Here is a 12429-nt window from a genome sequence, read left to right as displayed (position 1 = left end):
CTTCCTCCCGCTCTTAATCCAATCCGTTGCGCTTGCGCATTGCCTTTACCAGGCCGCCTGCCTGAATGATATCCATCAGGTTCTCCGGCAGAGCTGCGATCGGGTATGTTTTTCCGTTGTAATCAACATGCTCATTCATCTTGACGGTGATGGTGTCGCCCTCTTTGATATCATCGTGCAGATCCGGCTGCTCGATCAGAAGAAGGCCGTTATTGATGGAGTTGCGGAAAAAGATCCGAGCAAAGGATTTCGCGATAACGCAGGAAATGCCGAGCGCCTTGATGATCTCCGGTGCCTGCTCTCTCGAGGAGCCGCAGCCGAAGTTCTTTCCTGCCACGATGATGTCGCCCTTTTCGATCTGTCCGGCCAGTTCCGGGCGGAGCGGGGAAAAGCCGTACTGTTTCATATCGTCAATTGTCTTTAAAGCAAGATACTCGGTCGGGATAATGATATCGGTATCAATATCGTCTCCAAGCACCCATACTTTTCCTGTAAATGCTTCCATATGTTTATTCTCCCAAAAATATTATGTATCCCTCAAAGAAAATGGTCAGATCTGATCTGCCGTCGCAATCTTTCCGGCAATCGCGGATGCGGTTACCGTAGCAGCGGATCCCAGGTATACTTTGGAGCTTGGATGACCGGCACGGCCCTTGAAGTTACGGGTTCCGGTGCTGATCAGCACTTCGTTCTCGCCGATGACACCCTGGCAGCTTCCCCAGCAGACGCTGCAGTTCGGGTTCATGACGATGGCTCCGGCCTCCATGAAGGTGTCGATGATGCCTTCTTTTAATGCCTGACGGTAGATCGTCTGGCTTGCCGGAACAACGAGGAAACGGACACCCTCTGCGACCTTCTTTCCGCGGATGATCTCTGCGCCGACACGGAGGTCTTCGATTCTTCCGTTGTTGCAGGAACCAAGGAATGCCTCATTGATTGGCGTTCCGCACGTTTCCTCTGCCGGAACAACGCGGTCCACAAAGTCTGGCTTTGCAACAACCGGGCGGACTTTGGAGAGGTCAAAGGTATACTCTCGGACGTATTTTGCATCCGGGTCGCTGTGGAAGACTTCTTTTGGCTCTCTTCCGTGCTCTTTCAGGTATTCCATGGCTTTCTCATCTGCCTCAAAGATACCGGTCTTGGCGCCGGCTTCGACTGCCATATTACAAAGTGCCATACGGTCACTGATGCTCAGCGTTTTTGCACCCTCACCGGTAAACTCCATCACCTGGTAGTTGCATCCGTTTGCGCCGACCTCGCCGATGATGGTGAGGATCAGGTCTCTCGCATAAACGCCCTCCGGCAGTTTTCCTACAAGATTGAATTTTACGCTTTCCGGTACGAGTACCCAGGAAGTTCCCGTTACCATGCCGTACAGGAAATCGGTACAGCCGACACCGGTGCCGAATGCGCCGAGTGCTCCGTAAGAGCAGGTATGGCTGTCAGCGCCGAAGATCAGCTCGCCCGGGCGGACATAGTTCTCGATCATCACCTGATGGCATACGCCTTTTCCTTCCCAGAAGTCAATGTTGTTCTCTCTTGCAAAATCACGCATCTTTTTCTGGGATGCTGCTGTTTTCGGGCTGTCGGACGGCACGTTGTGGTCGACGATGAAAACGAGCTTTTTCGGATCCGCAATGTGCGGGTGGTTTAATTTGTTGCGGTACATATCAACCGTCAGATGAGTTGTTCCGTCGTTGCTCATCAGACGATCCAGTGTTACGGTGTGGATATCTCCCGGTTTTACTTCCGGAACGCCGGCTGCAGCGGCGATAATTTTCTCTGCAATTGTCATTCCCATGGTTCTTACTCCTCCTCGCGGTTCAAAGAGGCAATCAAGCCTCCCTGATTCAGTATGTTCTGCATATATTCCGGCAGTTTGGTGCAGGTGTACGTTTTGCCGTTCACCTCTGCGGTTCCCTCGGACATATGGAGGACCATGGTGTCCCCGTCTTCTACGGCATCCGGCAGGTCTTTACAGACAATCGCCGGCAGACCGATGTTGATGGCGTTGCGGAAAAAGATTCTGGCAAAGGATTTTGCGATAACAGCCTGTACACCAAGTGCCTTTAAAACGCCCGGTGCCTGCTCTCTTGAGGAACCACAGCCAAAGTTTTCTCCTCCTACGACAAAATCTCCCGGTTTTACTTTTTTTGCAAAGTCCGGATCTAACGATTCAAACGCATGACCTTTCATCTCATCCAGATTCGGCAGAAGCAGATACTGGGATGCGATGATCTGGTCTGTATCAAGGTCATTATGAAATTTAAAAATTTTACCCTGTTCCATTTTCTTTCTTTCGTTCCTTTCGCATAAAAATTCTGACGAATCTTATTGTATCACAAAAGATATAGTTTGCAAAAGAGAAAATAGCAAAAAAAGCAGACCGCCGCACCAAAATTCCGGTACGACGGTCTGAAAGTCTGTTTTAGTGGGTAGTTCCCATTGCTTCTTCTACTTCTTCTTTGTTGGTTACGACTGCCTCGATGCAGTATTCCAGAGATTTTGCAATCGTTTCCAGCGGCATGCTTGCCATGGTGCTTGCTTTTCCGACTACCTGCTCGCATGCGAACGGTACGTGGATGAAGCCTGCGCGGATGTTCGGATATTTCGTTGCGCACAGGTGAAGCACATTGTACATGACGCAGTTGCATACGTAGGTGCCTGCGGTGAAGGATACGTGGCACGGAAGGCCGTGTTCGCGGACGTTCTGAACCATTGCTTTGACCGGAATCGTTGCAAAGTATGCGGTCGGGCCGTCTGCCTGCAGCGGTTCATCGGACGGCTGCTCTCCGGCGTTGTCCGGGATTCTTGCGTCTGCAAGGTTGATGCCGACTTTCTCTACGGTTACGCATGCGCGTCCGCCTGCCTGTCCGACATCGATGACAACGTCCGGATTGTGCTCTTTGATGGCTGCTTCCACGCAGGAAATACTTCTGGTAAACTCGGTCGGGATCTCAACTTTTACGATCTCTGCTCCGGCGATGGTATCCGGCAGAAGTTTGATGGCCTCGAATGCCGGGTTCACGCTCTCTCCTCCAAATGGGTCAAATCCTGTTAATAAAACTTTCATCGTCTTTTCTCCTTTTGTCTCTTAATTTTTGTCTCCTGGTTCTGTCCTTTAGTATAACACAGGCTCGGGTGCAATAATCTTTCCCCGGTCCATAATCTGACGGTTATCGGTAAAAATATCGGGTTCCCGGCAGACCAGGTCGAAGTGGCCTTTCGCATTCTGCACGCCGCCGAGCGCGATATTGCGTCCAAGCCCTACGTGGAAAGTTCCATACGCGGATTCATCCTCAATGTAGCAGTTGCCGAGGCAGTTCGAGCACGAATTCAGTCCGATGCCAAGCTCTCCTGCGATATAAATCCGTGGATCGAAATATTTCTCCATATACTTCTTTAAGCGGATGCCGGTCGGTGTCTCCTCGATATCGACATATGTTGTAACTGTAACCAGCGGTTGGATTCGTCATCCAAAATCCGCCGTTTTCCGCACTGCATCATGAATTCAATTCTACTAAAATGTTCAAAAGATATCAACCTGTTTCTGATTTTTCTATGAAATTTGCACAATTCTTCCAATAAAAATCAATTTTGCGTCCGTACTGTCTGAAAATTTTGCAGAAAATTTCTTTTTCCTCAAAAAGAAAAAGAGGCGTTCACAGCCAGCAGAAACATTTCTTTCCTGCGGACCGTGACAGCCTTTTTGCCGTCTTTCTTTTTCTTATTTCCAGACCGTATCGTAGTTGATCGGTTTATAGAATGCTTTTTCCCGGCTCTCATGATCATCCGGACGGTTGCCGAGAAGCCACATGGTTTTAGTTGCGACTGCCTCCGGGGTCATATCGTATGACTCGAGAATGTTGCACAGGGTTTTCATCTCATGGCCGACTTCATAGACGGTCATATCGCTTCCCTCGTGAGAAACCTGGGTACACATGATGATGAGTTTTTCCGGGTACTTCTGGCAGAGCTCGTAAAACGGCTCCTTGATGCTCGCCGGAATACCGCCGACACCGAAGCTCTCCACAATGATCGCATCGTAGTGCTCAAAAATCGCCGGAAGCAATACCGGGCTGATTCCCGGGATCAGTTTCAAGAGAAAAACGTTATCGCTTAAGTTTTCATAAAAACGAACCGGCTTTTCATACGGCAGCATCGGCAGATACCGCAGAATCCTGCGGTCCTGTATTACCGCAAGGTACGGGAAATCGATGCTGGAAAAGGCATTGTAGCTCTTCGTCCGCACCTTCTTCGCGCGCGTTCCCGCGATGACTTTTCCGTCGAACACAATCTGTACACCCTGGGATGCATCATCACAGGCGTAATAAAAGCTATCGGACAGGTTTGTCTTTGCATCCGTGATATCCAAATTGATCGGCCGCTGTGCTCCGGTGATGACGATCGGCTTTTCCGAATTCTGAATCATATAGGAAAGCGCCGCCGCGGTGTACGCCATCGTATCAGTTCCGTGCGCGATGACGAAACCGTCGTAATCCTCGTAATGCTCCTTCGCCACTTTCACCAGCGTGCTCCAGTTCTCCGGAACCACATTCGAGCTGTCCAGATTAAACGGATTCACCGCCGTAATCTCACAGAGGCCTTCCACCTCCGGAATATAAGACAATAACTCCTCCGGCGTAATCTGCGGAGTCAGACCATTTTCCGTCTTCTTCGAAGCGATTGTGCCGCCGGTTGCGATAAATAAAATCTTTTTCAATGTAAATCACTCCTGTTTTCTCGTTTGGTAACAAGTTTTCTTTATCTTAGCAGACTTTGGGGACGGCGTAAATGATGAATTTGGAAATCGAGAAACCAATCCTTTCCATTGACGCGAAAAATTCCGTTTGCTATACTGAATTTTAGACACAGAAAATCCTTATCTACGAATTTTACATTCAGAAAGCCAGGCTTCCTATGAATCATGAAAATCATCCCGGTCATCCATATCTTTATTCTTTTCTTCTTGTTTTCGGTCTGACGCTGATCTGCGCTCTGCTTGCGGGATCTTCGTATTGATCGGAGCGTGAAAAACAGGAAGCTGCCGAACAGCGCAGAATCCAGGAGCTGCATAATGAATTTCTGACTCAGAAAGATTAAACACATGTTAAACATACGTGAAACGCCCTTTACCGGCTACGCCTTCAGCAACACCTTCTGCCCGCAGACCGGGATTTCCTCGAGATACTTAAAATACCACTTCTTCCTCCGCGCCGAATACCGCACCACCACCGGAATCCAGCAATTTTCCACTTTCAGATACACATACTGCCCGGAAGCCACTTCCACCTCGCCGTTCTGCTGCTCTACAAATGCACGGTTTTTCTTTATTTTTACAATGCCTTTCGTCATAATGATCATCCTTTCTGAACGGGTTTGAAAAGATACTCTACCTGTATTGTATGCAGAGGGGATAGGAAATTTCCACTTTTCAGGGGCAAAAAAACAGGACACGGGATTCCCCCATTGTCCTGTTCTCCTTTTATCACACACCTGCTTACCCCTCAGCATCGTTCTGCTGCCAAACTTTATCGCTCGAATCAGAACAGCTGCCCCAGCAGTTTCAGCTTTTCCTTTTTGGGGAATGCGGCTTCAAATTTTTCAAAAGCTTCCGGGTTCTTGTCACAGATAAAACTCCAACGCCAGCTGCATGGCCGTTTCATCAGAATCCGCCAGCTTACGAAAAATCACCGCCATATATTTCAATGGTCCGCCCGCCAGATAATCATGATGAAGCTGCGCAAGTTTTGGATCGCGGTATTGTTCCAGCGTCAGCATTTTGCGAAAATTGGCAGAGAATGTTTCTTTCGTCCAATGCTCAAACTGCGCCATGCTGTAATCATGAATCTGTGCAATCGGGGTCTGCAGATAGAAGTGTAATGGGGTCTGGTACCAATGTGCAGCTCCTCGTTGTCCAGAAACGCATCCTTGTGATCGACTCTTCCGGCTTTCCGGATCTGGCCTGTCTGTGCTTTTTTCAGGCAGCCACATTCCCGGCAGCCCGACTCACTGATTATCGTAACACGTAACCTCTCTTTGTGAAACCCCGGAGTCAAAAGTAAAAAATCTCAAAACCAGTTGCTCTTGTTCTCCTGGTTTTGAGATTTTTTTATGCTGTGTATCTTTTATTTTTCACCCGCCATCGGCTGATGGTCTGCAATTTTCAGAAAAACAAATCCAAGTGCAAAGAAAACCGCCAGACATGCAACCGCTACGTTGATCGTTCCTCCCGCCAGCTTTACAACTGCAATGACTACAGATCCAAGGAAGGAAGCGCCCTTGGCAAAAATATCGTAGATGCCAAAATATTCTCCCGAATTCTCCGCCGGAATAATTTTGGAATAATACGACCGCGACAACGACTGAATTGATCCCTGAAAGCATCCCACTCCAAATGCCAGAATCGCAAAGTGCACCAGCGTCCGCAGTGTCAGCGCATAGAGGCAGATGACAAAATAGCCTGCGATGCAGATCAGAATCAGGGATACCGTATCTTTTTTCCGCGACAGTTTTGCAAAAAACAGAGATCCTCCAAAAGCGACAACCTGCGTGGCAAGCAGAAAAACAACCTGTCCGACCGTATTCAGGTTCAGATCGGTTCCGATGTTGATGCAGTTGTCAATGATAGTTCCGACCCCATCAATATAGAGAAAGAATCCAATCAGAAAGAAAAATACTTTCCGGTCCGAAACTGCGATTTTTTTCAGAGTTCTGAATATTTTTCCAAATGTCTGACCGACGGTAACCGTTCTCATTTCCACGTAATTCTTCTGCCGATACTCCTTCAGCAACGGCAGCGTCACCACCAGCCACCAGAGAGCCGTTACGCAAAAGCCAATCATCTTAGAGACAAAATCCGGCAACACCCCGACCATATCCGGCCCCAACACATAAGCAATCAGTGCTACAAGAAACGGAATGCAGGATCCCAGGTATCCCCACGCATAGCCATAGGAGGATACCTCATCCATACGTTCCTCCGTCGTCACGTCATTCAGCATGGAATCGTAAATCGTCAGCGATGCATTATAGCAGACTCTTGTCACAATGTAAATGACCAGAAACAGCACCCAGCTCGTTGCAACGCCATTCAGCACACATCCTGTGATGCCAAGACCTGCCGTTGTGGTAAAAAAGATCTTTTTCTTATCCTTATGATCTGCCAGCACACCGCAGACAGGACCGATCAGTGCCACCACCACCGTAACAATGGAAATGGCAATCGAATAATACGCCGTCGCCTGATCCGAACTGATTTTTCCCGGCCCTGTACCGATTGCCAGACTCTTAAACCAGATCGGAATCAGCGAACAGGCAAGCATAATAAATGCCGAATTTCCCACATCATATAAAACCCATGCAAACTCCTGCTCCGTCAGATTTCGAAACACTTTTGTCCGATGAAGAGCACGAAACAGACCACTCATACTCCAATCCCCACTTTCTTTTATTTTGTCGTGCAGTATCAGTGTAGCATAGATTTCTTGATATTCAAAGTATTTTTTGTATGAAAACAGGCAAAATCATTTGCGAAACGCCAGTTTTCCCATCCTTCCATGATCCGCCGGAAATTTCACAGCAGATCATTTCGATTTCTCAGATTAATGCCGGTGTCTGCGCCAAAACGGAAAGAATCGCAATCACCGCAAAAATCACAGCAGCTGCCACTGCAGCAATCATAATTTTTCTTTTCATAGCATACCTGCTTTCTCTATCATGTTTGCGGAATATTTTGTTTTCGTAATCATATCTTTTTTCCTAAAGACATTATACCCTATGCATAGGAATACATCAAACTTTTCCAGTCCAGGCCATTTCCAGACAGCTTTTAAAAACAGTCTGGCATGACTCCAAACGATTACAGGCGCAGGCGGTCATAACCGTCTGCGCCTGTAATCGTTTCACTTTTTTTGCAGATGTTTTATAAGAATCTGATTACTATTTTTTCATTTCTCTGCTATACTTATAATAAGATGTCGGGCGTTGCACCGGCCCGGCAGTCAGTGTATTGAAAAAAGCAAGAAAGCAGAGGATCAAAGAGAACATGAGAATCTATCACAGACTTCACAAATACGTGCCATCTATGCTGCTGTTTCTGCTGTTTGAAGCAGTGGCAGTTACGCTGTGGCTCACAAAGGACAATTTTTTCTATCTGCTGAATTTCAGCTACATCGGAGCCTGCCTTGGGCTTGGAACGGCACTGTTTACCGCCGGGAAACGGTATGCCCGGCATTTCGTCCAGTTGGCGGTGGGCAGCTATATGTTGCTGTACCTTGGCGTGATTTCCCGTGAAAATATGCAGATCGAAGGGTTCTGGTACTACCTGTTTCTCGGCGTTTTCGAAGCAGCAACTATCCACTACGCGGTTGCAAAAATTTTCGGACCGTTGCTTTTTGGGCGTGGCTGGTGCGGTTACGCCTGCTGGACAGCTATGGTGCTGGACTTTCTGCCCTACAATCAGCCGCAGAAGCCACGAAAAGAAAAGCTGGGCTTCCTTCGCTATGTGATGTTTCTTCTGTCTCTGGCGTTGGTGTCTGGGCTGTTTCTGATGCAGGTGGCACATCTGGAGCAAATCATGTTCTGGCTTTTCCTGGCCGGAAATGCGCTTTATTACCTTGTCGGTATTGTGTTCGCCTTCCTGTTTCAAGATAACCGGGCATTCTGCAAGTACCTGTGTCCCATTACGGTTTTTCTCAAACCTATGAGCTATTTCTCTCTTCTGCGCGTCCACTGTGATGAGGATAAGTGTGTCCATTGCAGGAAGTGTCTGCAGGTCTGCCCCATGAACGTGGAGGTTAATAAGGAAACCCGCAAGCGGAAAAACGGAACAGAGTGTATTCTCTGCTATGAATGCACGAAAGTTTGTCCCTCAAAAGCACTGCATTAACCGTTTTTCTCTTCCGTAAATTTATTCCTCGCTTCGGCCGTCAGATCATTCAGCTCAGAGAAAACAGCGTGGCAATTAATTCCTTCTCTTCCTCTTCGGTCGGCAGATCTGCCATATCCATCCATCGTTCATATTCTCCGGCAAATCCTCCGGCAGCCATTGCCTCCATGCGAAAAGACGATACAGCCAGAAGTACGGATTGTCGCCACATCCGGACCCAGCGGATTCATAAAACCGATCCCTTAATTACCTATACATAATTTTACCTGATTTTTCATGGATCGTATATACTAATGGTTGGAAATCCCCCCTGTTATAACAAAATTCCAATCATTATCATACCATATATAGTACATTAATGATTGGAATTATCTATATCTTCTTTTAGCATTCTACTGCTACCTTAATTACACCGTCCCGCTTACCTTCAAAGAGTTCATAGGCTTCCTCTATCCTTTCTAATGGATAGGTATGGGTGATAAGCGGCTCTGTGTTCAGTTTTCCCTCTGCAATCAACCGTAATGTTTCTTCACAGTCACAGCCATCCACCCCTCCGGTTTTAAAGGTAAGATTTTTTCCATACATATCCGGAAGCGGCAGGATCTGTGCCTGATCATAAAGAGCAACCACCGTCACCAGACCATTGGGTCTCGCGCATTCCCAGGCCAGACGGAAGGTAGCTTCCGCCCCCGCAACCTCCAGCACAACGTCAGCTCCCCCATGATCGCTGTTTGCCCGTACAAACGCTTCACACTTCTCCGGAGAAACCAACAAAATCTCCGGATAATGCTGTCGGATAAACTGCAGACGATTTTTATCCTTTTCACACACAATAATCCGTCTTGGTTTTTTCAGCATTACCGAAAGCAGGGTACAGATACCGGTGGGGCCGGCTCCGATGATCAGCACCGTATCCTGCTCTGAGATCTCTGAAATACGCGCTGCCCAGTAACCGGTAGCCAGAACATCGCCCACCAGCAATGCCTGTCGATCCGTAACGCCATCCGGAATCTTATTCAGTCCCTGATCTGCAAAGGGCACACGCACATATTCCGCCTGGCCGCCATCAATCCGGCAGCCCAGCGCCCAACCGCCATTTTCATCTGTACAGTTATTCACATACCCTTTCTTGCAGAAAAAGCATTCACCGCAGAAGGTCTCCACGTTTACTGTCACCCGGTCTCCCGGTTTTACCTTGGTAACTGCCTTTCCAACCTCTTCCACAATCCCCACCATCTCATGGCCAACCGTGATCCCGGGTACTGCCCGCGGAACGCTGCCATGCTTGATATGCAGATCGCTGGAGCAAATGCTGGCGAGTGTCACTTTGACAATAGCATCCCGCTCCTGCATCAGGGTCGGTTTTGGCTTCTCTCTTAATTCGAATTTTCCTTTTGAAACGTAGGTATACGCCTGCATATTTCTATTTTCCTCCACGTTTTTTATAATCCTCATCTATACGTTTTTTCCAGTCTGCGTTCAACGGGGCACTGCACCGGACAGAGCTGATTGCTTCGCTGACCACCTCATAATTCAACGCAGTTCCTTCGCTGTCGCACTGATAGTTGACTGCACGGTCTGCACCGATTCCGAACTGGCTTGCGGTCTCTACCGCGTCAATATTAGCACCGAGGAACAAAAACTCCCAACCGTATTTCGCTTTCTGCCGCTCGATCATCTGCCTCACTTTTTCGCTGTTGTACCGGCGGCTGGCATTTTCCATTCCGTCCGTAGTGATTACGAACATGGTGTGTTCCGGTACATCCTCCGGTCTTGCATACTTATGAACATTTCCAATGTGATGAATCGCACCGCCGATGGCATCTAAGAGCGCTGTGCATCCGCGAACTGTATAATCCCGGTCGGTCATCGGTCGGATTTTCTTTACATCTACACGGTCGTGCAGGACTTCACTCACATTGTCAAACAGTACCGTTGAAATCAGTGCTTCGCCCTCTGTTTTTTTCTGCTGCTCAATCATGGAATTGAATCCGCCGATGGTATCCCGTTCCAGTCCGTTCATAGAACCGCTGCGGTCTAAGATAAAAACGATCTCTGTTAAATTCTTTCTCATATGCTTATCCTCCTAAAAGATCTCGCCCTTACGGGCTCGCTGTCGCAGTATTCGCCAAGGTTTCGAGCAAGCTCGAGCTTTGGCTCATTCCTCACGCAAATGACTGCTCGATTTCGTACCTTACAGCCATAGTATAGCGATTTTCTTTTGCGGAGTGGTCGCATGGAAAGCGACATTTCTTTTTCCTTATGTACCGATCAGACTCTGGTCAAAGGCAAACAGTGCCTCGTTAATTTCATACACATTATAGTTTCCCCGTTCGACAAAATATTCTACAATGATGTCAAATTTACTTGAATGGGACAATGTGAATCCTGCCTTGCCGAGCATCTCCTGCATCTGGGCAAGCGGTAGCTCCAAAGCGAGGGCAAATGCCAGCACCGTAGGTTTGGATGGCTTATAGAATCTATCCGAACGGATTTTTGAGAAGAGCTTTCTGTCAATATTTGCTTTCTTGTAGCACTGTGCATCCGTCATACCGCTTTCCTCAATCTTTCGAAGCAGCATTTCTGAAAAGCTCTCATCCATCTGCCCCAGCGCCTCTTCCAGAGACTGACTGCTGCAGGATTTACAGATTGCTTCGGGCGGCAGCGGGACAGATGCAGCTTCAAAGCAGGATTCCTCTTGCCATGCTTCGGAACACCGACTCTGTTCTGCCCTCCTGTCGGTATGTTCTTCCACATACCTGTCATCTATGTACACTGCGATGTCATCAAACAGCTTTCCGCTAATCTGATATGTCTTTCGGTCAAAAATAACGATATAGACCATCATCTCGTTTTCCAGCAAAAATTCGCTGATGGTATCGACTGCAACCTTCAGAGCCTGGTCTTTTGGATAGCCGTAAACACCGGAGGAAATCAGCGGAAAGGCTACAGACTGACAGCCATTTTCTTTCGCCAGATTCAAAGATGTCCGATAACAGGATTCCAGAAGCTCCTGCTCCCGATGCCTGCCATCCCGCCAGCGCGGACCGACTGCATGGATCACATATTTGCAGGGCAGACGGTATCCCTTTGTAATTTTTGCACTGCCGGTTTCGCAGCCATGCAGCGTACGGCATTCTGCAAGCAGTTCCGGTCCGGCCGCACGATGAATGCAGCCGTCCACACCTCCGCCGCCCAAAAGGGACGTGTTGGCAGCATTGACGATTGCGTCAACACTCATTTTTGTAATATCGTTTCTGATCATTTGCAACGGCATGAAGCACCCCTCCCATTCGTCCAGCAGTTGAAAATCAACATTAGTAAATAAAATATCCCATAACATAAGCTTCTTTAAAAACACTTTGATTCTTGACTCCAGGAACTTTATCGAGATATTCCATGTCATTACTTGCAATCTTAACTCTTTTTAAGTTAAGATGCAATATTTGAGTTAAAAGTAGTTGAAAATCAACATTATTAAAAATCATTTTCGAAAAAAGTCCGATGCAACATGAGCATTACACCCACACTGCACCGGA

At 47.8% G+C, this 12429-nt stretch carries 14 protein-coding genes; 1 reads left to right on the top strand and 13 read right to left on the bottom strand.

Annotated features, from left to right (window positions below; all coding sequences use genetic code 11):
• Window positions 1-13: 13 nt before the first annotated feature.
• The 9 genes from PGS38_RS00200 to PGS38_RS00160 form a co-directional block, all read right to left on the bottom strand.
• Window positions 14-505: a LeuD/DmdB family oxidoreductase small subunit gene (locus tag PGS38_RS00200; protein ID WP_022462500.1), complete on the bottom strand. Its 492-nt coding sequence runs from the start codon at window positions 503-505 to the stop codon at window positions 14-16.
• A 45-nt stretch (window positions 506-550) separates the two neighbouring features.
• Window positions 551-1801 (bottom strand): 3-isopropylmalate dehydratase large subunit, encoded by a 1251-nt coding sequence (locus PGS38_RS00195; protein ID WP_117509127.1) that lies wholly within the window; start codon window positions 1799-1801, stop codon window positions 551-553.
• Window positions 1802-1806: 5 nt separating this feature from the next.
• Window positions 1807-2289, bottom strand: coding sequence for a LeuD/DmdB family oxidoreductase small subunit (locus PGS38_RS00190; protein ID WP_055218301.1), 483 nt, complete (start codon window positions 2287-2289; stop codon window positions 1807-1809).
• Between the two features lie 139 nt (window positions 2290-2428).
• Entirely contained in the window at window positions 2429-3073 is a 645-nt protein-coding gene (pcp, locus tag PGS38_RS00185) for a pyroglutamyl-peptidase I (RefSeq protein ID WP_117509128.1), read from the bottom strand.
• 48 nt (window positions 3074-3121) lie between these two features.
• Window positions 3122-3394 (bottom strand): 2,5-dihydroxypyridine 5,6-dioxygenase NicX family protein, encoded by a 273-nt coding sequence (locus tag PGS38_RS00180; RefSeq protein WP_191892600.1) that lies wholly within the window; start codon window positions 3392-3394, stop codon window positions 3122-3124.
• A gap of 333 nt (window positions 3395-3727) precedes the next feature.
• Window positions 3728-4723, bottom strand: coding sequence for an asparaginase (locus PGS38_RS00175; RefSeq protein ID WP_117509129.1), 996 nt, complete (start codon window positions 4721-4723; stop codon window positions 3728-3730).
• Window positions 4724-5139: 416 nt separating this feature from the next.
• Window positions 5140-5355, bottom strand: coding sequence for a hypothetical protein (locus tag PGS38_RS00170; RefSeq protein ID WP_022462490.1), 216 nt, complete (start codon window positions 5353-5355; stop codon window positions 5140-5142).
• A 270-nt stretch (window positions 5356-5625) separates the two neighbouring features.
• Window positions 5626-5994: a hypothetical protein gene (locus PGS38_RS00165; RefSeq protein WP_243104815.1), complete on the bottom strand. Its 369-nt coding sequence runs from the start codon at window positions 5992-5994 to the stop codon at window positions 5626-5628.
• Between the two features lie 134 nt (window positions 5995-6128).
• On the bottom strand, window positions 6129-7430 hold the full coding sequence (locus PGS38_RS00160; protein ID WP_118639927.1) for an MFS transporter: 1302 nt from the start codon (window positions 7428-7430) through the stop codon (window positions 6129-6131).
• Window positions 7431-8047: 617 nt separating this feature from the next.
• Here PGS38_RS00160 and PGS38_RS00155 point away from each other — a divergent pair.
• Window positions 8048-8890 carry a 4Fe-4S binding protein gene (locus tag PGS38_RS00155; protein WP_118639951.1) on the top strand — a complete coding sequence of 281 codons (843 nt, stop codon included), beginning with the start codon at window positions 8048-8050 and terminating at the stop codon, window positions 8888-8890.
• Between the two features lie 49 nt (window positions 8891-8939).
• On the opposite strand, the gene PGS38_RS00150 is transcribed toward PGS38_RS00155, so the two are convergent.
• The 4 genes from PGS38_RS00150 to PGS38_RS00135 all read right to left on the bottom strand — a co-directional run bounded on the left by PGS38_RS00150 (window position 8940) and on the right by PGS38_RS00135 (window position 12167).
• Complete coding sequence (locus tag PGS38_RS00150) at window positions 8940-9101, bottom strand: hypothetical protein (protein WP_158565074.1); 162 nt, start codon at window positions 9099-9101, stop codon at window positions 8940-8942.
• 173 nt (window positions 9102-9274) lie between these two features.
• Window positions 9275-10309, bottom strand: a complete 1035-nt coding sequence (locus PGS38_RS00145) for an alcohol dehydrogenase (protein ID WP_055228476.1) — start codon at window positions 10307-10309, stop codon at window positions 9275-9277.
• A gap of 4 nt (window positions 10310-10313) precedes the next feature.
• Window positions 10314-10964 carry a vWA domain-containing protein gene (locus PGS38_RS00140; RefSeq protein ID WP_117814036.1) on the bottom strand — a complete coding sequence of 217 codons (651 nt, stop codon included), beginning with the start codon at window positions 10962-10964 and terminating at the stop codon, window positions 10314-10316.
• Between the two features lie 186 nt (window positions 10965-11150).
• Window positions 11151-12167: an O-acetyl-ADP-ribose deacetylase gene (locus tag PGS38_RS00135; RefSeq protein ID WP_118639928.1), complete on the bottom strand. Its 1017-nt coding sequence runs from the start codon at window positions 12165-12167 to the stop codon at window positions 11151-11153.
• Between the last annotated feature and the right edge of the window lie 262 nt (window positions 12168-12429).

The organism is Fusicatenibacter saccharivorans, assembly GCF_027667425.1.
GTDB lineage: Bacteria > Bacillota > Clostridia > Lachnospirales > Lachnospiraceae > Fusicatenibacter > Fusicatenibacter saccharivorans.
This window is presented reverse-complemented; position numbering and strand designations above follow the sequence as displayed.

What these genes read in the sequence shown, in the direction of transcription:
- PGS38_RS00200 (WP_022462500.1), bottom strand. Translation starts at nt 505, where the DNA reads ATGGAAGCATTTACAGGAAAAGTATGGGTGCTTGGAGACGATATTGAT.
- PGS38_RS00195 (WP_117509127.1), bottom strand. Translation starts at nt 1,801, where the DNA reads ATGGGAATGACAATTGCAGAGAAAATTATCGCCGCTGCAGCCGGCGTT.
- PGS38_RS00190 (WP_055218301.1), bottom strand. Translation starts at nt 2,289, where the DNA reads ATGGAACAGGGTAAAATTTTTAAATTTCATAATGACCTTGATACAGAC.
- pcp (WP_117509128.1), bottom strand. Translation starts at nt 3,073, where the DNA reads ATGAAAGTTTTATTAACAGGATTTGACCCATTTGGAGGAGAGAGCGTG.
- PGS38_RS00180 (WP_191892600.1), bottom strand. Translation starts at nt 3,394, where the DNA reads ATGGAGAAATATTTCGATCCACGGATTTATATCGCAGGAGAGCTTGGC.
- PGS38_RS00170 (WP_022462490.1), bottom strand. Translation starts at nt 5,355, where the DNA reads ATGACGAAAGGCATTGTAAAAATAAAGAAAAACCGTGCATTTGTAGAG.
- PGS38_RS00165 (WP_243104815.1), bottom strand. Translation starts at nt 5,994, where the DNA reads ATGTGGCTGCCTGAAAAAAGCACAGACAGGCCAGATCCGGAAAGCCGG.
- PGS38_RS00160 (WP_118639927.1), bottom strand. Translation starts at nt 7,430, where the DNA reads ATGAGTGGTCTGTTTCGTGCTCTTCATCGGACAAAAGTGTTTCGAAAT.
- PGS38_RS00155 (WP_118639951.1), top strand. Translation starts at nt 8,048, where the DNA reads ATGAGAATCTATCACAGACTTCACAAATACGTGCCATCTATGCTGCTG.
- PGS38_RS00150 (WP_158565074.1), bottom strand. Translation starts at nt 9,101, where the DNA reads ATGTGGCGACAATCCGTACTTCTGGCTGTATCGTCTTTTCGCATGGAG.
- PGS38_RS00145 (WP_055228476.1), bottom strand. Translation starts at nt 10,309, where the DNA reads ATGCAGGCGTATACCTACGTTTCAAAAGGAAAATTCGAATTAAGAGAG.
- PGS38_RS00140 (WP_117814036.1), bottom strand. Translation starts at nt 10,964, where the DNA reads ATGAGAAAGAATTTAACAGAGATCGTTTTTATCTTAGACCGCAGCGGT.
- PGS38_RS00135 (WP_118639928.1), bottom strand. Translation starts at nt 12,167, where the DNA reads ATGCCGTTGCAAATGATCAGAAACGATATTACAAAAATGAGTGTTGAC.